Here is a 19,590-nt window from a genome sequence, read left to right as displayed (position 1 = left end):
GCTTGGGGGTCCTTGTGCTGCCAGGGGCGTGGGTCTCACGCGGTGGTGAGGACGGTGTCGGGTTCGGGGAGCATCACGACCTCGGTGGCGTCGAAGTGGACGGTGGTTTTCACCCGTCCGCCGGTGTTGATGGACAGGACGGTTTCGAGGACGTCGCCGGTGTCCTTGTCCCGCATGACCGTGACCGTGTCGACGGTGACGGGCACCTGGTCGCCGTTGTCGTCGTCGAGCAGGATGACCATTCCCTCGGTGACCGCCGAGGCCGGGATGGCGTCGGCGAAATCGTCGGCGCCGACCGTGTCGTGGTCGGTGGCGAAGTCGGTGAGGACGGACGGTTCCGGGGCGTCGCCGTACTCGCGTGCCCGCCTGGCCAGCACGCGCTCGGATTCGACGAATTCCCGCAGCTCCGTGGAGAAGAACTCGAACGTGGGCGACTCGGTCGGTGTCAGGCCGTGCACGATCGCCTTCTCCTCCTTCGAGAGTTGGTTCCATTTGTTGGGGTGCGGATCGACATTCGGGGTCCACCACATCTGCGCATCCACCGGGGAACCGTCGAGGGCGGTGACCACCCCGCGGCCGGGGATGGAGGTGTCCACTTCGCGGCCGACGTGGGCATCGCCCCACATCATCAGCGCGCCGTCCTGCGACAGGTTGCCGAGCGAGATCCGGGTGCCGAAGTTGTCTCGGGCATTGCCCGAGCTCGACCCGAACAAGGAGGCGTCCGGGCGTTGCACCCCGAGCAGCAGGCGGATGCCGGCCGAGCGGGCCAGGACCGCGAGGTCGGCCCACGCCCCCAGCGGGTCGAGTTGTTTGATCTGCGCGCGGATCTCCTCGTCCTCGTCTTTGGCCAGGCGCTGCCATTTTCCGGAGAGGATGAAGAACTCGTCGAGGACGGCGATCAGCAGCGGCAGTTGCGAGGGTTCGATCTTCTTCACGTGCACGTAGTGGTTGCGGGCCATCATTTCCGCGTGCAGGGCGCGTACGAGCATCGCGGAGCGGACGGCGTCGTAGACGATGGCCGCGCATCCGGGGTAGCCCTCGAGTCCGTCGAGTTCGATCATCTTCGGGTCGACTCCGAGGAAGGGGATTCCGCGGCGCGAGGCCTCGGTGAGCAGGGTGCGGATTACCGAGGTCTTGCCGCCGCCGGTGGGGCCGACGATCAGGCAGTGCGGTTTGTTCGATTTGGTCGAGACATCCCAGTACAGGCTCAGGTTCGCTGCGCCGGTGGCGTAGGGCAGGTGGCGGAGGTTCTCGTCGACCAAGGCGAGGGGGTGGTCGACGCGGATGGGCAGCGGTGCCCGCAGGTACATCACCAGGTATCCCTCGGAGGGGGTCCATTCGGTGGCCCAGGTGCGGCCGGATTCGTGGTGGCCGGCGAGCGCGGCGAGGGCTTCGTCGACCTTGGTCTGGAAGCCGCGGGCGCCGCTGTTCAGCGAGGGGGTGAACGTGATCTTGTAGCCGGTCTCGACTCCGTCCTCGTCGCGGGAGGCGACCGTGACGGCGGGTTCTTTGAAGATAGTGCCGGCGGACAACGCGGTTTGTAGGGCCTTGTGGCGTGGTGAGCGGGTGTCTGGTTCGACGGGTGTGCGGGCGATCAAGATCAGGTCGCGGTGCGCATGATGGCGAACGGTGTAGGTGCACGTGCCGGTGCGGCCGGCCGCTCCGCGGACGGCGGTGGTGAATTCGTCCATCTCCTTGGGGCGGATGATCGCACCCCTGGGGAGTCGGATCTTGGCGCTGCGCAGCGAACAGATTCCGGGTGGGAACGCGACGGTAACCTTCACTGGCAGGTGCCGGGTTGTCTGCCGTAGCTGCGATTCGAGCGCACGGCGCTGTCGGTGGCCGTGCCAGCGGAGAATGTCGAGCATGCTCCACGCGGAGGCGAGGACGGCGAGCGGCCAGCGGTAGCCGTGAACCGTCGTGATGAACTGACCGGCTTGATCGACAGTGTCTGTGAGCGCTGTGTCTGCGAGTTGGGGTGCGTAGAACGCGAGGGCCGCGGAGGCGACCGCGATCGGGGCGAAGGTCCGGTACGCGCGGACGACAGACTCGGGTGCCGACTGAGCGTTGCGTTTGTTGCGGGTGCCGGGGTCGGGGCCGAACAGTTCGATCAGGATGTCCTTGAGCGGATCTCGCTGTGCCATCGCCCCTCCCTTTTCCGGTTGACTTGCGCCCGTCTCCGACAGTGGTCGGGCGTGTTGGATGCGCACACTGGCAGAGTCGGGTGATCGCGCTCAACGTGATCTGTGGATAACTTCGCTCGGGGGCTGCTCACGACCGGTGCGTGACACTCCGCCGATGCGGCGCACTCGTGTCCCGGCCGGATGGTGCAGGCGCGCTCGCTCAGATCAACCGGACCTCGTGTCACCGGTCCGGCAAGGCCTGCACCCGGGCGACTTCCGCAACACACAACGACGTACGCGAGTCGGGCACACAGCGCCTTCGCCACCCTCGACGACCCCAGCACGCATGCGATAGCGAGGGTGGAGGTCAAGGGGCTTCGCGAATCGGTATGCGACAACCCTCAGAGTGGCTTCTTGAGCGCAAAAGGCAGCGTGTCGAGCCGCCCCATAATTACGCGACAGAGCGGTCCCGACACCGGATGATCCGACCGCCCCCACACGCGATTTCATTCGCTCCTCGAGTGCGATCGGAGACCACACCCGAGCGGTCATTGCCGCGCTGCGCGAAGCGTTCCGACGAACGCTCTCCATAGCGTGTGAACAGCACGCTTTGAAATCTATTGGCGCGAAGCATTTTTCCCAGGTACACTCCCCTAGGCCCGAAGGGCCGGGGAGTGACCCCCCGAAGGGGACGGTGTTTTCACCCGCCTCTCGACACGCTCGGCCGGATCGCCGAAATCCACCCATTCCGACATCGCCCCGACCGGACGGTTGGCGGCACGGTGGGAATGCTCTACGGTTCGGGCGATGTCCTGACCCGTCTCTCGCAGCCGGTTCGCGATGGCTCAACTGCGTCTCCAATGCGACACGTCGAGGGTGTCATGTTCGATCGGTCGTGGCGATGCGCCCGAACGTGGAGGCTTCCCGGCATTCGTCCGGCTCGGTTGATCCACTGCTGGATTGGCGCGCGATCAATTGGTGTGCCGGTTTTCCGATCGCGTGATGCGCTTACGCCCGAAGCCGAGCCGCGAGCAGCACCGAACAGCACACACCTGGCGGCCCAGACCCTTTCCGGTTTTCGCCCTGCTCTCATCTCGCCCCCACGATCGCCCGACACCGCCCCGGCCCACTTCGACTCGGATCGGAAAGTTATCCACAGGTCACGTTGATTCTCGCAGCGCATGTCTCCTACGTTCCCGCACAACCACGTTCGCCCATATCGGTTACGCACCCTGTTGGAGAGGCACCATGTCCGCAATCGCTTCCACCGTCGTCGACCTCGCGAGCGCTGCTCACCCCGCCCCCGACATCTCGATCGTTGCCCAGCAAACGGAGGTCAGTACCGGCGGGCTCAGGAAGTGGATCGAGGACAACATCGTCTTCACCATCTTGGTCGTCATCGCGTGTGTCGTCCTGACCGGTGGCCTGCGCGGGAATCTGTCGAAGGTGTTCACCGTCGGCGGGTTGACGTTGGTGGGTCTGGCGTTCGTCGGTATTGCCACCTCGGAATCCGCAGCCAAGGGCCTTGGGAACTGGGTTCTCGGCCTCTTCGGCATCAACGCCTGACACCCGCGACGGTTCCTACGCGGAGAAGGGAGCGTTAGGTGATCAACAACGATGACCTGCTGTATCGGGTGGACCGCCACTATCTCGGTCCGACTGGCTACACCCTGCCGGTGCGGATTCGGTACACCGCAGGCTTGGTGGGCGCCGCGGTGTTCGTGCTGGTGTTTCTGATTGCCCGCGCCATCCTCCACGTGCCGCTCGGGTTCAAGCCATTGTTGGTGATGGTTCTCGTGACCGTGTGGGCCACTACGGGGATCGCGAAGTACGTCACTCCGGATCGGCCGCTGCGGTCGGTGTTCAAGGCTGCTGTCAACGACCTGGGCGCCCCGCGTCCACCGAAGCCCGGGGAGACGATCAGTGTCACCCTCCCCGACCGACTAACCACCGGTACGCGACCTGACGACGCGACTGCCCGTATCGACAGTGAGGACTCACACCGATGACCACGTACGACAACGACATCGCATCGCTGTTCGATCCTCAGCTCGAAGATCCGGTGCCGGTGATCCCGCCGGGAGCGTTGCCGCCGTCATGGGCTGCGGTACAACAGACGCCGGCTTCACAACTGGGCCCGCGGGCGTGGTCTGAAGTGCAATTCCCCCCATACCCGGTCGCCGAGGTGTCCGAGGAGGTCGACCCACAGGCAGAGGACCCCGCCGTCCTGGCCGAGGACACCCGCAAGCGGGAGCGGGGACGCAAGCGCTCCAAACGACGCGGGAAGACGCCCGCCGATCGCGAGAAGGCGGCGGCGAAGAAGCGCGCCGATAGTGCCCGGAAGGCGGTGCGACTGCAACTGACCGGGACCTCCGGACACATCACCCGCACCACCCGCACGTCAACGGCATGGTTCGTGCAAAAGCAGGGCCCGTGGAACTTCCGCACCACCGGCAAGCAGCGACGCTTCATCCGGGACGAGGCGATGGTACTGACCAACCTGCAAAAGGCCGGCGTCGAGCGACTGCACCGGCGTCTGGTGCGCACGCCGTTCCCGGTCGAGCAGTGGGCCAAGGACCACGACCAGTGGGCTGCTCCGATCGACGACGTCCCGGGCGCGCTGTCGTGGGCTGAGTACCTGCGCGGCCAGCAGCACGCGATGCTGTGGTCGAACGCCACGATCAAGGGCCGCTACTGGGGCATCGAACTGCCCCACCGCTCTGCGCTCGGTGCCGGGCTCGACTACCTCGCCCACACGCTCGGCTACGTCGCGAACTGGCCGCTCCTGGGCGCACTCTCGTCCCTGATCACCGGCTGGGCCGACGACGCGTTCGCCCGCGAGGAGGACGCGCTCGCCGGCCATCTCGCCGCACTCGAGCGGATCATGGCCGGCCGCGGAGTCAATGCAGCACCCGCGTCCCCTGCCGCGATCGACTACCTGCTGCGCCGGTCGGCGACGATCGGCCTGCCCCTGGCTGCGGGTGGCGCGACCGCGGGAGCCGGAGACTGGGAGGAAACCGACGTCGCCGCTCTCGAAGACCTCACCGACCTGACCCTGACACCCGGTGACGGCTACACCACCGTCTCCGGCGTCGTCGAGGGTCGCCGCTATACCGGTGCGGTCATCGTGCTCACCGTCGGACGCATGGCACCGCTCCCGATCCCGGAGCGGATGCTGCCCTGGCAGGTCATCGGCGACCCCTCCGGCGAACCGCTCGAATGGTCGGATCGGATCGAGCTGCACGACAAGGCAAGAACCATCCGCACCATGCGCTCGCTGACGGGCAAGATCGAGTCTCAGTTCGACCACTACACCGTCGAACACGACCAGGTCCCACCGAAGGAGCTGGCCGAGCAGCACGCTCGGGTCCAGGACGTCATCTCCGACGTCGAGGAAGACCACTCCGGGCTCTCCACCCGCACCTTGGGTTGGTACCGGGTCGCCATCGTCGGAGCTACCCCCGACGAAGCGCGCAAGAAGGTCGCCGGCCTGCGGGAGATGTACTACCCGCACATCGCACTCGAGCAGGAGCACGGACAGTTCCAACTACTGCGCGAATTCATCCCCGGCGAGCCGCTCGCGAACATCGCCAACAAGCGCCACATGGACGTCGAGGCCGTCGCCGCGGGCATGGCCACCGTCGGTGACCGGGTCGGTGACCGCCGCGGAGTCGTGCTCGGTGAGACCTCGTCGATCGCACCGCGCCCGGTGATCTGGGACCTATTCGCCGCACACGAGATCAAACACAAGTCGGGTCTGACCCCGATCGTCGCGGTCCCCGGTTCCGGCAAAACCTTCATGGCCGGGATGATCGTCTACCAGGCCGTGCGCGCGGGCGCCTACGGAGTAATCCACGACCCCTCGGGGCCACTCAAGGAACTGGCGAACCTACCTGAATTCCGGGACATCGTCCGGGTCTACGCGCTCACCGGCCGTGACTCCCGCCCCGGGGCGCTCAACCCCTACCGGGTCATCATCGACCCCCGACGCGAGGACCCCGAGTACGACACCCTCCACCCGGACTTGATGAGGGCCGCCGACCCGTATGCCGCGGCGCAGGCGAAGTACGACGCGGACATGCGCGCGGCGGCGGCGGAGCGCGTCGAGGTCGCCGTCTCGGTGCTGAAGATGATGCTCACCGAACGGCATCTGCATCTCGAACACACCGAGTCGGTGCTGCACCTGGCCGCCAACCGCGTGGGCGGGGACCGCGACCACAACCTGGGCGAAGTCCTCGACGCCATCAAGACGATCGGCCAGGACGATCCCGATCAGGCCGTGCGCACCTGCGCCGCCGGGATATATCAGCAGCTGGAGTTGATGTCCAGGCTCGCCGAAGCCCGGGTACTCTTCCCCGAGGCCGGCACGGTCGGCAGCGGCGTCGACGACTTCGACGCCGATATCCGGCTGACCATCCTGACCATGCCCGGTCTGCAGCTGCCACCGGAAGGTGTTCCCTCCTCGCAGTGGACCCCACAGCAGCGGATGACCGCCCCACTGATGCACATGGCCGCGTGGCTGGCGAACCGCCTCGTCTACGAAAAGCCGAGACACGTCCGTAAAGTGTTGTTCCTCGACGAGAACAAGTACCTCGAATCCACTGGCGCCGGCAGAACCCTGAACCTGCGGATCGCCCGCGACTCACGCAAGTTCAAGGTCCGCGCCCTGGTGTGCTCGCAACTGCCCGACGACTTCCTCGGCCTCGACGGCACCGACGACAAAACAGCCCTGACCTACGAAGTGTTCGTAGGCGACGTCGGCGGCGACCCACACGCCATCGACGGGGCGCTCAAGCTCCTCAAACTCCCCACCGGGCAGGGTTTCGAGCAATTCCTCGCCGAACTCGGCAGCGGCGGCGAGGACACGCTCGACGAGGACACCGACACCTCCTACCAAGATCAGGCGCGGCGGTGGATGGTCCGGATGGCCGACGACGTCGAACTGGTCCGGTCAAGCTGGGTTCATTACGTGCACCTATCCCACGTCTTCGCCGCTTTGAACTCGAGTACCGCGAAGAACGCCCTCGGCGGTGCCACATGACCACCACCCTGCGGCGACTCAACCTGCATTTTCGACCCGCAGGCACTCATCGGACCCACAACCCCGAGGCGAGCCCGAATCGACGCCTGACCGGTCGGCTGGGGCGTCTCCTGGCCGTCCTCGCCCTGGTGCTGGCCCCGTTGCTCGTCGACCCGCTCTCCCCCGTCGCGGCGGCCAGCGGGTTCGCGTGCGACGAAGTCCCCGCCCCGGAATACCCCAAGGGAGCGTTCCCCGGGGTCTTCGACGCCACCAGCCAGAACCGTCCCGACAACGGGGTCACCGGATACACCACCTACGGGTGGGCCGGCCTGCAGTGGTACACCTACGACCTCGGTTGCGGCATGGACCTGGTGCGCGCGCCCGGCGCCGTCACCGACACCGACTGGGGCAATAGATTCCTGACGATCGGGAAGTCCCTGGCCGCCGCCGCATTCTGGCTCGACGACCAGACCAAGACCGGTCAGGCCGCCGAAGACGCCGGCGTCGCACCCGCAATGGAACAGTTCGACCAGGTCGTCTCCTCGATCTCGAACGGCATGATCGGCATTTACGGTCTCTGGCTCGGCATCGGGCTGACCGCGGCTGCCTCGATCATGCTCTGGCACGCACTCAAATCGAACGCTGCCGGCGTCACGAAATCCATGGCCGTCGGTGGAGCCGCTCTCGCCCTCGGTGCTCTCCTGATCGGCGCACCCCAGCAGGCAATCCGGCTCGCCGACGACACATTCGGGGCAGTGATCACCGATACCCAGAACGAGATGCTTTCGATCACCGGCAGCGGCAAAGGACCCCGGGACGTACTGCTCGACGACATCTTCCTCGACGACTGGCGTAAAGGCTGGTTCGGCCCGAACTACCGCGACAACGAGAACCAACTCGGCCCCAAACTGCGCGATGCGCTCGCATTCTCCTACGAGGAACAGCAGCAGATCGAGAACGCACCAGATTCCGGTGTCGAGAACGACCTGAAGGCGAAGAAGGAGAGAATCTTTCGCGACGACATCGTCCAGCCACTCAACGATGACTACGGACTGTCCTATTACACGTTCCAAGGCAAGGACTCCGGTCGCACCGGAATCGGATTCATGGCGATGGTCAAGGTCGGCATGCCGTCGATCCTGTGGATCGGCGCATCGGTGCTGAAGCTCATTGCGCTGCTCGCCATCCGGCTGGCCATCCTTTTCGCCCCGATCTGGATACCGCTCGCAGTCGCACACGCGGGAACGCTAATGCGAGTGTGTCGGATGATCGCCAGCGCCTACATGTGGGGCGTGGCCGGTTCCGTCATCGTCGCCCTCTACCTGCTGGCCTTGGTGAAGTTGTACGTCACGGACAACGGGCAGATCGACGGGTCATGGCGGTTGTGGTTCATGGTCATCTTGACCCTGGTGTGCTGGTTCATCATGCGGCCGTTCAAACGGGTCTCGCAAACGTTCACCCAGAACCGCGCCGGCGCCCTCAACCGAAAGGCCCGTCACGCGCAGTCGTCGATGAAGCAGAAATTCTTCAAGGGCGCCAGCGCGGTCATCGGCGGCCCGGCTGGCGCGATGGTCGAGGAAGGAGTCGGGGCGCTACGCAAGAAGACCAAGGACGGCGGCACCGCCGAAGACACCGGCAGCAACTCCGCAGGCCCAGCCCGCCCGGAGGGACGTGAACTCAACCAGCGTCGCCGGCACGAGGCCGACCAAACCCGGATCGCCGCCCACAAGAAGATGGACCTCCTGCAACGGCTCGCTGACTCACGTAAGGAATCCCAGGACGCACGCCACATGCACCTCACCAAGGGTGGCAAGCATAGTGAACAGGACACTGCGAACACCCGCGTCGGCCGCGACCGTAGCGCGGCGCTGCAAGCGCTCGAAGCCAGCCGCTCGGGTGGCGGAGCGCGCCACGGTGACACTCCGAGGGTCAGTGAGACATGGGACGGCGGAGCAGGTTCTGCCATCGCCCCGACCAAGGTCTTCACTCCGACCCGCAAGGACACCTCACCAGGGAAGGTCCCCGTCACGTCCGCGCCCGCCAGCATTTCCGCTCCGCCGCGGTCGAATACCCGCTTGTACGAGCCGTCGCTGACTCCCGAAGTGCGCACGCACCCGAGCGAGAGTTTCACCTGATGGCCCGCCCCGCAGGCAACCCGGTCCTCGCCCCGATCCGCCGGTGGGTGCTGTACTCGCGCACCAACCTAATGATCAGCATGGCCGCCGTTCTCGGCGTTCTATTCGTTGCCGGCACCGCATTCGGGGAATCCCCTCCTACAAGCCATACACCGAGTGCCGCGGTCGTAGCCGGTGCACCGACGACGACTCCTGCACAAAAAATCGAGGTCACCTACGACATAGTCGAGGTCACCGAGTCGGCCATCGCAGGCACAAGGACGGCCGCGGCCGGGAAGAGCGCGCCAGCCACAGCGATGGCTTATGCGCACGACTACGTGGACATCACGCAGTCGAATACCGAGTGGAGAACCAAACTCGGCCGATACACCATCGATACCCCCAGTGACACGATCGTCGCCGCACGTCCACAGGTGCCCGTCGCGATCACCGGGCCCACGACCAGTGAGATCGTCACCGGCGCCGGCGCCGGCGCCGGCGGCGAGCGGCGGGCAGAGGTCACCATCCCCACTCAGGCCGGCGACCTACGCGTGTCCGTGCAGGTGGCCGAGTCCCCGAGCGGGCCGAAATGGCAGGTCCAGAACCCGTTTCCCACTCTCGACCGCGACGAGGTCAGCAAACTCGGCGCCGCGCCGACCCTAGTGAGTGTCCCCTCAACCTCCACGCACTCGACCACGCCCCAGACTGCAACGCAGCCGACCACGAGCCAGCCGAAACCGTCGACGACGACCTCGGCGCCCGAATCTGTCACCGCACCGCCAGCGATGTCCGAGCCCGAACCGACACCCGTGCCGGTGCCGGTTGCAGTGCCCGGGCCTATCCCGATCCCCGAACTCGACACCCCGATCCCGGGAGCCCTGTGACACTGCGCCAGCGCGGCACCGCGCTGCTACTCGCGGCCGTAGCCAGCACAGTCGTCAGCACGACGGCCTGCGCCCCTCAACCAGTCATCCCCCACGATCGATGCAAGACAACCTCCACCGATAGCGGCCCGGGCACGCCCGCCGGTGGCCAGTTGCGCGCCTCCGGACCGATCACTGCACCGACGAGGGCCGGGACCACCGCATTCACCTCCGGCTTCGGTCCTCGGTGGGGTACCGAACACCAGGGCGTCGACTTCGCCGGCCCCGTCGGCACCCCGATCTACGCAGCCCTCGACGGCCTCGTCGTCCGTTCCGGCACCGCCACCGGATTCGGACACTGGATCGTCATCGACTCCCTCGTCGGCGACACACCGGTCTCCACCGTGTACGGACACATGTTCACCGACGGGCTAATCGCCCGCGAAGGCCAACAGGTCAGGGCCGGTGACCACATCGCCGATGTCGGCGACGACGGCCAAAGCACCGGCGCGCACCTGCATTTCGAGTACTGGGAAGGCGGCCGTTTCCAAGGCGGCACCGCCGTGGACCCGATGATCAAACTGGGCAGCGCGGCCTCATCTCCTGGCGCGCCGGACGGCGCGGACATGCGGCTGGCCTCCTTGTCGTCGCCGATCAACTGCGCGGGCTTCGGGACCGTCGGTGGCGGTGAGCTGGCCGCCGGATCGGTGCCGGCCGAATTCGATCCGTGGATCCGCAAGGCCGGCAGCATCTGCCCCGGCATTCGGCCCCCGGTCCTGTCCTCGCAGCTCCACGCCGAGAATCAGTTCAGGCACGGCGCCAACGCCCCAATCTCCCCCTCCGGCGCTCTCGGACCTGCACAGTTCATGCCCGGAACCTGGGCGACCTGGGGCACGGACTACGACGGCGATGGCAAGGTCGACCCCAATTCGATCGGCGACGCCGTCATGGCCCAGGGGCATTTCATGTGCGCGCTCATTGACCAGGTCAACGCCGCGCTCGCAGCCGGCACCGTCATGGGAGACCTGGTCGAGCTGTCACTAGCCGCGTACAACGCAGGCTTCGGTGCGGTGCAGGCTCACCGTGGCATCCCCCCATACGCCGAGACTCAGAACTACGTCGCAAAGATCATCCTCGGCCAGGCCAAGTACACGGCCCTGAGTTCCACCGGCCGCCTGGTCCCGAACGGATCTAAGGACGGCGGCCAGGTCGTCGCGGCCGCCCGGCAGTACCTCGGCACCCCGTATGTCTGGGGTGGAGGTAGCACCGGTGGACCGTCCGGCGGGGGCTTCGATTGTTCCGGCCTGACCAGCTACGCCATCTTCACCGGCAGCGGCGGCAAGGTCGCACTGCCACGCCTTTCGGAACAGCAGTGGACCGTTGGCATGGAGATCCCGATCGATCAGGCCCAACCGGGTGATCTCGTGTTCGGATCCTGGGCCGGGTCTGGGCCGGGTCACGTCGGCATCGCCCTTGGTGGCGGGCGCATGATCCACGCTCCGACCACCGGCGACGTCGTGAAGGAAGCGCCGCTGATGGGCGGGATGAAGGCACGGAGAGTGATGTGATGAGTGGACTGCCCGCAACTGCAGGAGGACTGAGATGAGCGTGCGTCGATTCCTGGCCGTGGTCGTGATCCTCGGCGCGCTGGTCGCCATACTTGTGTATGCGTGCCGGCCAACCCAACAGGATCCGCAGACGTCGCCTCTAGAGACGTCGTTACCGGCGGCCACGGCACCACCGGCAGCCACAGCACCAATTACGACCTTTGCGCCCGCACCTCCACCAACCACGGCGGCGCCGGCTCCTGACGCCGCCGTGGCGGAAGACATCGCCCGCCAAGCCCTGTCGGTCGCATTCACTTGGTACCCGGCCACCGACCAGTCCCCCAACGATGGCTTCGTACGGGCCCGACAGTGGCTGACCGACAGGCTCGCGGCGCAAGTCGCCATTCCAGTCACGACCGAACGCGGTCCCGGCGTGCAATGGGGACAGTGGGCCACCGCGAACGCAAAGGTCGTCGCCGACGTGATGATCGGCTGCTCCGGCTGCCCGCCCGATACCGATACCCTCATTCACCGAGTCGCCACCATCCACCAGACCGCGATTGCCGGGGACAACGCCGTTCCAGTTGACCCCGATACCACCGTCTGGGTCACGCTTACCAAGCCTGGGGGCAACTGGCTCATCGACACCATCCGATACTGAAAGCAGTAGCAACCGCATCGAGTCCGACAACGCCGCCCCTGCGGCAACAGGAGGGGAACCAAATGTCCAGCAGCCGTGCACTCGCCGGGCTCGCACTCATCGGCATGACTGCCGCGGCCATGACCGCATGCTCCGCCTCTTCAAATGATGACAGCCGACCCGGGACCGTCACGCCCGCCGAATCATCCGGCGGATCCGACGGGTGGGACGGCAACATCGCCATCGGAGTCGGCAACCGCAAAGGCATCGACCTCGTGACCCTTCCTGCCCCGAACCAGGTCGACGTCCGGTGCCACGGCGAGGGCGACAACCTCACCGTCGACGTCACCACACCGAACGGGTGGCACGCCACCCTCACCCACGGATCCCAAACCGTCACGGTCGAGAACGAGAGCCTCAACTACCCAGCACACGACTTCGCCGAATCCCCAGGAGCAATCGAGGCCGTCAACAGAACACGGCCGAAGGGCAGCACCAAGACATTTCCTCTCGGCGTTACCTGGGACAGGCCATCGGTCGGAGAAGTCGAAATCCAGGTCGACGACGACACTCCGCCCCATTGGATGGTGAACTCGCCGTATGACGACCTCGACATCTACATGCATCTCAACTGCAACCGGTAAGGGAGAAATCGACTCGCCGAAGCATCAATCTTCACAGTCGCCACACCGCAGTACTTCGAATCGGCACGCCTTGCAGTTGCGGGCGTCACGCGTGCCGGGCGAACCGGCACCAGCTCTGAGTAGCTATGCCACTCTGCCTGGCAGTCGCCCGGCTTCCGATAGGTTCGACGTTTGAGTACCGCAGTTCTGTTCTCCAGCAGACAAACACGACTCCAGGATGGTTTCTTCACCTTCCCGCCGACTATGATTACGCGCGCAGAGCGTGGTACCGAGGTGTCAGAGACCTTCTGGTTGCAGCCATCCGCGGTGCTGATAATCTAGCCACCGCGCTCCCGCCCGGGAGTTCCTGAAGCCCGTCGGGGCGGCTTCAGATGGAGCGTCCAGATGTGGCACACGTGTATTCATATGCGCCGCAATCGTCCCGGGTGGAGGTTAGTAATGGCGAATCGTGTTTCAGAGGCTGTGGATCGACTGTTTCGCGTAGCGACCGCAGGTGAAGCGTCGACGCTTACAGGATTGATGGAGGCAGCAGCCCGGGACCGGAGGCGCCCGCTCATCGTCGTTCAATCCAACAAGAAACTTCCGCTAGGCGTTTTCGGGCAATGGGTTCAACATCCCGACCGGGACGAGCTGTCCTGCGCTGAGTGGGTACACGCCCGCGAGCGCACACTTGCCCACGAACTCGGCCACATCCTACTCGGTCATCAGGGCCGACCTGCCCGTGAGTTCGCGGAAGAGTTTCTTCCAGCAGCCGCTCATGGATTGGCGAAGATAATGCTTCGGCGCGAATGCACTGGCGGACACGACGCTGAGGAAATCGAGGCTGAGGCGTTCGCGAGCAGACTCCTTGGGCGGGTGAATAGTAACCGAGCATCCCGCAATCCCGGCGTGCGCGCTCGCCTCGACGAGGCGATTAGGTGACGGCAACAGCGGCGGTCGCAGTCCTTCTATGGATAGCCGCAGCAAGTCGGTTCCGTAGGTGGTGGTGGGCTCGCACATGGAACCTCGTCGGTGTCTTGACTGTCTTCACCTGCATGGCCGCCCACATGACAGTCAACCTGCCGCTCTTTGAGAACTTACTGAGAGGCGCACTTGGTCACTCAAACGGCGCTGGCGCAGTCAAAATGGTCCTGTTTAGCGGAATCTGCTTCGGTGCAGCCATACTCGTGACAGACCTAATGGCTGCGTCCGATCGACGTCGTGCACAGCTCATCCGGCTTCATGCGTTGCTGTCGATGGTCACCGCAGGCGGGTCGGTAGCCTTCTTCTTGACTGCCCCGGAAATGCCGGAACAGCGCGATGGATATACCTTCGACGACCTATATGCCCACACTCCTGGATATGCGGAGGCCGGCATTATCGCGATGCTCTACCCGTTCTTTCTCTGCATCGTGGTGACCATCGTGACCGCTGGCCATGCCGACTCGCGGACCGCGACGGGTCGTGGCTTGATGGTGCTGTGCCCAGGGGTTTTCCTGCTCACCGTCTACGCCGGCATGCGAATCACGTACGTACTGGCCGCGTCTACCGGTGCAATCGATCCAACCCCCCGAGTCTTCGACATCACTCAGGTTCTTGCGCTCGTCGGGGTCCTCATGGTCACCATCGGTGTGCTGTGGCCGACGATGGCTCTCTGGACTGCCGCACGCCGGGCGTTGCGAAATTTCGTCGAACTCCACGAGGTGCTCACTACGCGCTGGCCTGGTGTCGTTCGGCCCTCCTGGGAAGGTAGCGGCGCCACGGATCGCGTTGCCGACCGCGCCACGGAAGTGATGGACGCCCTTAGCATCGCTGCCCACGCCGCAGGCCTACCCCACGGCGCCCCGATTCCCGAGGACGAAGCTCCAGTTGCAATAGTTGAGTGGATCATTACCGGTCTCGCACGGGAAGAGCTGACCCAGGAAGTTCTCGGCACTCCGGAGGGCGTCTCAGATGTCGAGTGGGTGCGCACTCTCGGCGTCGCTTTCAACACCGCACGACAGGAAAGTTAGGTGCCGCAGAATGACGATGACTGAGAATCTAACCCGCGGCGACCGTGTTGATCGCCTTGCCAGAGCAGTGACTGAGGTGGGAGCTCCTTGGGTTCTCAACATTGTCTCGTCACTCTTCCTGGGCGTGTACCTTGAGTCGACGGCATGGGGGATCTTCGTCGCCATGATTTCCGGCGGCCTCCCCATGGCCTTCATTCTGTTCGAAATCTGGCGATCACGGATCGGCGATCACCATGTGACCGAGCACCGTGAACGTCACCTTCTGATTGTCGTAATCTTGGCAATCGTGCTTGCGGGCCTCTTCATTCAGATCTGCGCCAATGCACCCGCAGAACTGATCGCCTTCACGGCCGCAGGGTTTGCGACGTTGCTGGCCATCGGGATAATTACCAGCGTCGTCCGGTGGAAGGTCAGTGTGCACACTGCTGTCTCAGCGGGCATCACCGTGATTCTCACGCTCGCTGTCTCACCGATTTGGATTCTGGCGTTAGCGTGCACGCCCGCGATCGGGTGGTCTCGGGTGCGGCTCGGTGATCACACGACTGGTCAGGTCATCGTGGGTGCGTTCGTGGGCGCCTTCATCGCTGGAGGCACGTACACACTGTTCACCTAGTCCTATTCGGGACGCCGAAACGGGAAGTACGTTCGTGCTGCAATATTCTGGTCTTCGGCGTCTCGGAGATCTTGGATGTAGGCGATGTAGCCCTTGATCTCCTCGTAGACCTCGTCGTCGTTGAAGTAGTCCATTGGTACTGCGAAGACTCGACATATGTCTCGCAGCGTGGTCCAGCTCGGCGAAGATCGCTTTCCGGACAGCAACTGCGACATGTATCCCGGCGTCATATTGCCGCCGGCGGCTCGGATGGCCTCGACAACCTCCGCTTGGCTGTAGGGGCCTCGCCCCTTCGGATGGACCGTGTCGAATAGATGTCGCAGCCTTTCGGCGAAACTCTCGCTCACCGCACATCCTCCAAACTTCACGCTTCGCCGGTAGTTGGACATGAGTATAGATGTCGTTGACGTCGCCTTATTGCAGTAGTTACGGAAGTGTTTACTGTTGCAAGTTTGCAGTAGTAAAGTAGGCTCAAGATCATTCACACGAACGACAGAAGGCGAGGCACCGGTGTCACGAAGTTCGGGCACACCACCGCGCACGAGGACGTCAGGCGGGCATGCCCGGCGGCCGGCTCCGCGCCCGTTGATGCGCGTCCCGCAGCTCCGCAATGGAGATGTCGAGCGCAGACGACAGTCGCTCAGCAACGTTGTCGGACAATGCCGTCTCCCCACGCTCAATGCTGCCAACCACGGCGGTACGGACCCCGGCACGCGCACCGAGTTGCGGTTGGGTCAGTCCCAGCAGAACTCGCCAGTCGCCCGGGAAGCGCTCCGAGACTGGGATATTCACAAAGTCGGAGATGGGAACTTCAAGAACAGCAGCAACCCTCGCCAGGACGTCAACTTGGGGCGATGCAGTGCCCTTCTCCCACCTTCTAATCGTGGCGACACCGACGTCGGAAAGCCGTGCCAAATCCGCTTGCGACCAGCCGGCGTTGCGGCGCGCGCCAACCAGGGCGGACGGAGTAAACCCGCGCATAACTCGCCGACTCACCGAAATAATCCTGCCGCACATGTGGTCACTGGTAGACACTGTGCCGCCCTCTCGTTACGATGCGCACATACGATCGGTTTTAGACGATCGCTTTTATATGATCGCACGAGAGCGACATGGGGGTGGAGCTAAGAGTCGAGCCCTATGCAACGAGAAACCCCCTGACCGTTAGCGGCGGCCAGGGGGCTCGAGCCTCAACGGATTAGCGGTCCGTTCAGGCACCATCAGCAGATTGGAGTCTCTGCAATGAACACGATAGCTGGCGCCCAAAGAGAGCGCGGTAAGCGGCATCCAGCCCTGGCACGATCGTTAGCCACCGCCGACCTGGTGCGCATCACCGCCCAACACGTGTCTACCGAGGGGCGTTGCGAAGAATGCGACGTCATAGTCACGGCATCTAAGCCTCTGTGCCCTCGAGCTGTGGCAGCGCTCCGCGAGCTAGCGCGGCGCGACGGAACCGCGGACACATCGTCCAGAACGATTCACTTTTCGGTCGCGGCCTTGCTCCGTTTGGCGAGCGCACACCGGCCAACTGCTGAGGGGCGTTGCTTCCGGTGCGGCTTCGTCTACACCACCAAATGCCAAGACTGCCCGCAGCTGCGGCGTATCCGCCGCGAGCTGGAAGCACGCGGAATGATCCCGTTGACCGCACCCGAGCCGGGTGTGGGTACGTGCGCGGGCAAGTCCGCTACCTGGGAACTGACGGGGCAGAACTTGGCGTCGTGGCAGCGTGCAATCGATTCATGCCACGAATGCCCGATCCTCACCCAGTGCCGCGACGCGCTGCGCGATCGAATCGCTGGGGGTGAACCGCCGCAGGATCAGATCGTGGCGGGCGCCGTATTCGACTACTACGGCAATCATGTACCCGCCGATCGGCTCCGGGCGTATGCAGTCCTGCGTGCGAGGACTCCCCGAGGTCCTGCCACCCACGTCACTGCTGGTGGTGATGCCGCATGACCGCCCGCCGATCAGCCCCGACGGTCCTGCCGTGCTCGATTAACCCGCAGTCGTGGGACATCGATGAGGGTTCGTACCGCGCCGGCCGCGACGCGCAGCGGGAATGCTTCCGGTGCCCGCGGCTCGCCGCATGCCGCGCCGAAGTCGCAAAGATGATCGCCGCGGAAGATCCGCCGCAGTCGATGATCTGGGCCGGTGTCGCGTATCGGCACGACGGAACGGCCGTCGCCACTGATCGTGAGCTGCGGGTGTACTACAACCGCGTCGAAGGGCAACGGGCAATCGAGCGGGGGTCGGCGGCATGATCAGTCTTTCCGACCGTGTCCTGCTCATGGCGACCGGCGAGATCGAGTGCCCCGGTACCGAAGGCCCCGGGTCTCTGCGGTGGGGATGGCTCGCTGATCTCTACTCCCACCCGGTGTGGGGTCTGGTCACCATTCCGGGCTTCTCCACGGCCGTGGGACACACCGTCGCCACGTTGTGCCTCGACATGCCGACTGGCACGGTCGACCCCCTCGCTGCCAGGTGGGCTGCGGTGGACCGGCTCGCTGCGATCGGCGCCAGCCGCGCTCAATCAGCTGGCCTCTATGCCTGGTCCGCGGTCGCCGACTCCTCAGTTGACGCCCACGACTACCTGGGCGGCCATCAGTTCAGTGGTGCGGAAGCTGTCTCCGCCGCGTTCTGGGCGCACCTCGCCGCCAAACCTGCGCCGGTCGCCGAGACGTGCATCGCCGCGGCCATCGAGGCCTGGGCGTCACGGCTGCACTGCCCCTCAACGAGAGGGGCAATCGCATGACGGGCCTCACCGCCACCGACCGCGACGGGCTCACGTGGGAACTCATCGCGATTGAGAGCGTCATCTGCGCGCTACTCGTCGCAGACACGAGCATGCCGACCGTGATGTCCGCCGCACACCTCATCGAGACACACGGCCCAATCCGACTCGAACCGACTGTGTCTCGCCTCAGCCCGGGAGCACGCGACGCGCTGGTCGACGTCGTGGACCTCGTAGCATCGGAGCCCGAAACGGCCACGGTTGAGCAGATCCGTGAGGTCGCCGCCGCGGCACACCGGTTACTCGGTGTGAAGCCGGCACCGCGGTCGGCGTAACCGAGGCGGCTGCGGCCACAACCAACCCTTCTCCGATCCCCTAACCGGACCCCACGCGAACCTCCACAGTTCGCGACGACCGTCCTAGCGGATCGGTATCCACCCACGCCCACAGCGAGGCGATGCCCCTGACCGCGTATCCATCGCGCGACCCCGATAACCCAAATTTCATAGCAGACCCGCAGGAACGCGAAAACCCCCTTGGTGGGGGTGGTTTCAGATTCACGAACCGCTCCGCGGCATGTGTTGAGGAGGACTTGCCGGTCCTCCTCAACCGAGAGGGTGAAGGCCTTGCCGAGCCGTCACATTCTCTGAGGGTGAGCGCCGGAAGTTACCCGCTTCCAACACTCGTACTGCATTCCCCGAAGGGACATACCTATGCCAGGTACGTCTGATGCTAACGCATGCCCTGAATCAGCATCAACACAACCCGTTTCGCCCACCAACACCAGGTCATCCGTCCACGCCGGTACGCACATTCCGCAGTCGGCAGAAGTCGACACCTGGGAAGCCACCGTCCACGCCGCCACCCACGCCATCAACAAACTCCACGAATACAACCGCGACACCGGGCAACGCGGCCGATCCTTCACCCTCCCCACCACACCCGGACGCGAAGCCACCATCCCCGTATGGTCCGGACGCACCCAATGGCTACGCCAACTCCGCCACCACATCACCCACACCACCGCCGGCCAAGCCGCACTCACCGCCCACAGCATCGGCATCGAACGCCTGGTGGCCGTCGCCTCAGCCCACGCCCGATTCGCGGATTCCACCACCGGCCGTGGTGTCACCGCATCCCGGCAACTCATCGCACACCACGCCGGAGTCTCACTCTCCGTCGTCAACCGCGCCCGCCGCGTCCTCAAAACCCTTGCGATGGGCGTCGAAGTCGAACGTGGCCGCACCCTCCGCACCCACGAATACATGGCCGCCGAACTCCACCACGGCGGCCAACAACACCAA

The 19,590-nt window shown here is 64.9% G+C and carries 18 protein-coding genes and 1 pseudogene; 14 read left to right on the top strand and 5 right to left on the bottom strand.

Annotated elements, in window-relative coordinates; all coding sequences use genetic code 11:
- Nucleotides 1-35: 35 nt before the first annotated feature.
- Nucleotides 36-2,144, bottom strand: a complete 2,109-nt coding sequence (locus G9373_RS41050) for an FtsK/SpoIIIE domain-containing protein (protein ID WP_167120683.1) — start codon at nucleotides 2,142-2,144, stop codon at nucleotides 36-38.
- 1,227 nt (nucleotides 2,145-3,371) lie between these two features.
- Between G9373_RS41050 and G9373_RS41045 the strand changes: the two genes are divergently transcribed.
- From G9373_RS41045 to G9373_RS41010, 8 genes are all read left to right on the top strand, one after another.
- The gene (locus G9373_RS41045; RefSeq protein ID WP_016880502.1) at nucleotides 3,372-3,689 is read left to right on the top strand and encodes a hypothetical protein; all 318 of its coding nucleotides are present in this window, start codon (nucleotides 3,372-3,374) and stop codon (nucleotides 3,687-3,689) included.
- 38 nt (nucleotides 3,690-3,727) lie between these two features.
- On the top strand, nucleotides 3,728-4,132 hold the full coding sequence (locus G9373_RS41040; protein WP_167120681.1) for a hypothetical protein: 405 nt from the start codon (nucleotides 3,728-3,730) through the stop codon (nucleotides 4,130-4,132).
- Nucleotides 4,129-7,164, top strand: a complete 3,036-nt coding sequence (locus tag G9373_RS41035) for an ATP-binding protein (RefSeq protein ID WP_167120679.1) — start codon at nucleotides 4,129-4,131, stop codon at nucleotides 7,162-7,164. Before G9373_RS41040 ends, G9373_RS41035 begins: the two co-directional genes overlap by 4 nt.
- Nucleotides 7,161-9,278 carry a hypothetical protein gene (locus G9373_RS41030; RefSeq protein ID WP_167120677.1) on the top strand — a complete coding sequence of 706 codons (2,118 nt, stop codon included), beginning with the start codon at nucleotides 7,161-7,163 and terminating at the stop codon, nucleotides 9,276-9,278. The genes G9373_RS41035 and G9373_RS41030 overlap by 4 nt, the downstream gene beginning before the upstream one ends.
- Complete coding sequence (locus tag G9373_RS41025) at nucleotides 9,278-10,141, top strand: hypothetical protein (RefSeq protein ID WP_206033640.1); 864 nt, start codon at nucleotides 9,278-9,280, stop codon at nucleotides 10,139-10,141. Before G9373_RS41030 ends, G9373_RS41025 begins: the two co-directional genes overlap by 1 nt.
- Complete coding sequence (locus tag G9373_RS41020) at nucleotides 10,138-11,688, top strand: peptidoglycan DD-metalloendopeptidase family protein (RefSeq protein ID WP_167120675.1); 1,551 nt, start codon at nucleotides 10,138-10,140, stop codon at nucleotides 11,686-11,688. The genes G9373_RS41025 and G9373_RS41020 overlap by 4 nt, the downstream gene beginning before the upstream one ends.
- Nucleotides 11,689-11,722: 34 nt before the next feature.
- A complete protein-coding gene (locus G9373_RS41015) occupies nucleotides 11,723-12,328 on the top strand; it encodes a hypothetical protein (protein WP_167120673.1) in 606 nt (201 codons plus the stop codon).
- 62 nt (nucleotides 12,329-12,390) lie between these two features.
- Nucleotides 12,391-12,951, top strand: a complete 561-nt coding sequence (locus tag G9373_RS41010) for a hypothetical protein (protein ID WP_167120670.1) — start codon at nucleotides 12,391-12,393, stop codon at nucleotides 12,949-12,951.
- 693 nt (nucleotides 12,952-13,644) lie between these two features.
- On the opposite strand, the gene G9373_RS41005 is transcribed toward G9373_RS41010, so the two are convergent.
- On the bottom strand, nucleotides 13,645-13,950 hold the full coding sequence (locus G9373_RS41005; protein WP_167120655.1) for a hypothetical protein: 306 nt from the start codon (nucleotides 13,948-13,950) through the stop codon (nucleotides 13,645-13,647).
- A 47-nt stretch (nucleotides 13,951-13,997) separates the two neighbouring features.
- Between G9373_RS41005 and G9373_RS41000 the strand changes: the two genes are divergently transcribed.
- Nucleotides 13,998-14,942, top strand: coding sequence for a hypothetical protein (locus G9373_RS41000; RefSeq protein WP_240961027.1), 945 nt, complete (start codon nucleotides 13,998-14,000; stop codon nucleotides 14,940-14,942).
- A gap of 10 nt (nucleotides 14,943-14,952) precedes the next feature.
- Nucleotides 14,953-15,555, top strand: coding sequence for a hypothetical protein (locus tag G9373_RS40995; protein ID WP_240961026.1), 603 nt, complete (start codon nucleotides 14,953-14,955; stop codon nucleotides 15,553-15,555).
- A gap of 2 nt (nucleotides 15,556-15,557) precedes the next feature.
- Here the strand turns inward: G9373_RS40995 and G9373_RS40990 are convergent, their stop codons facing one another.
- The 3 genes from G9373_RS40990 to G9373_RS47985 all read right to left on the bottom strand — a co-directional run bounded on the left by G9373_RS40990 (nucleotide 15,558) and on the right by G9373_RS47985 (nucleotide 17,415).
- The gene (locus G9373_RS40990) at nucleotides 15,558-15,902 is read right to left on the bottom strand and encodes a helix-turn-helix domain-containing protein (RefSeq protein ID WP_167120666.1); all 345 of its coding nucleotides are present in this window, start codon (nucleotides 15,900-15,902) and stop codon (nucleotides 15,558-15,560) included.
- Between the two features lie 202 nt (nucleotides 15,903-16,104).
- A complete protein-coding gene (locus G9373_RS40985) occupies nucleotides 16,105-16,536 on the bottom strand; it encodes a helix-turn-helix transcriptional regulator (protein WP_016880509.1) in 432 nt (143 codons plus the stop codon).
- Between the two features lie 756 nt (nucleotides 16,537-17,292).
- On the bottom strand, nucleotides 17,293-17,415 hold the full coding sequence (locus G9373_RS47985; RefSeq protein ID WP_277346740.1) for a hypothetical protein: 123 nt from the start codon (nucleotides 17,413-17,415) through the stop codon (nucleotides 17,293-17,295).
- A 92-nt stretch (nucleotides 17,416-17,507) separates the two neighbouring features.
- Between G9373_RS47985 and G9373_RS40975 the strand changes: the two genes are divergently transcribed.
- The 4 genes and pseudogenes from G9373_RS40975 to G9373_RS40960 form a co-directional block, all read left to right on the top strand.
- Nucleotides 17,508-17,816 (top strand): hypothetical protein, encoded by a 309-nt coding sequence (locus G9373_RS40975; protein ID WP_167120662.1) that lies wholly within the window; start codon nucleotides 17,508-17,510, stop codon nucleotides 17,814-17,816.
- Nucleotides 17,813-18,307 (top strand): hypothetical protein, encoded by a 495-nt coding sequence (locus tag G9373_RS40970; protein ID WP_167120660.1) that lies wholly within the window; start codon nucleotides 17,813-17,815, stop codon nucleotides 18,305-18,307. Before G9373_RS40975 ends, G9373_RS40970 begins: the two co-directional genes overlap by 4 nt.
- Entirely contained in the window at nucleotides 18,304-18,621 is a 318-nt protein-coding gene (locus G9373_RS40965) for a hypothetical protein (protein WP_167120658.1), read from the top strand. The genes G9373_RS40970 and G9373_RS40965 overlap by 4 nt, the downstream gene beginning before the upstream one ends.
- 378 nt (nucleotides 18,622-18,999) lie before the next feature.
- Nucleotides 19,000-19,590 (top strand): annotated as a pseudogene (locus G9373_RS40960) (Rep protein); the annotation flags it as partial.

This window comes from Rhodococcus sp. A14, assembly GCF_011603105.1.
Classification (GTDB): Bacteria; Actinomycetota; Actinomycetes; order Mycobacteriales; family Mycobacteriaceae; genus Rhodococcus_F; species Rhodococcus_F opacus.
Note: the sequence above shows the minus strand (reverse complement) of the source record. Positions and strands in the feature narration are given on the sequence as shown.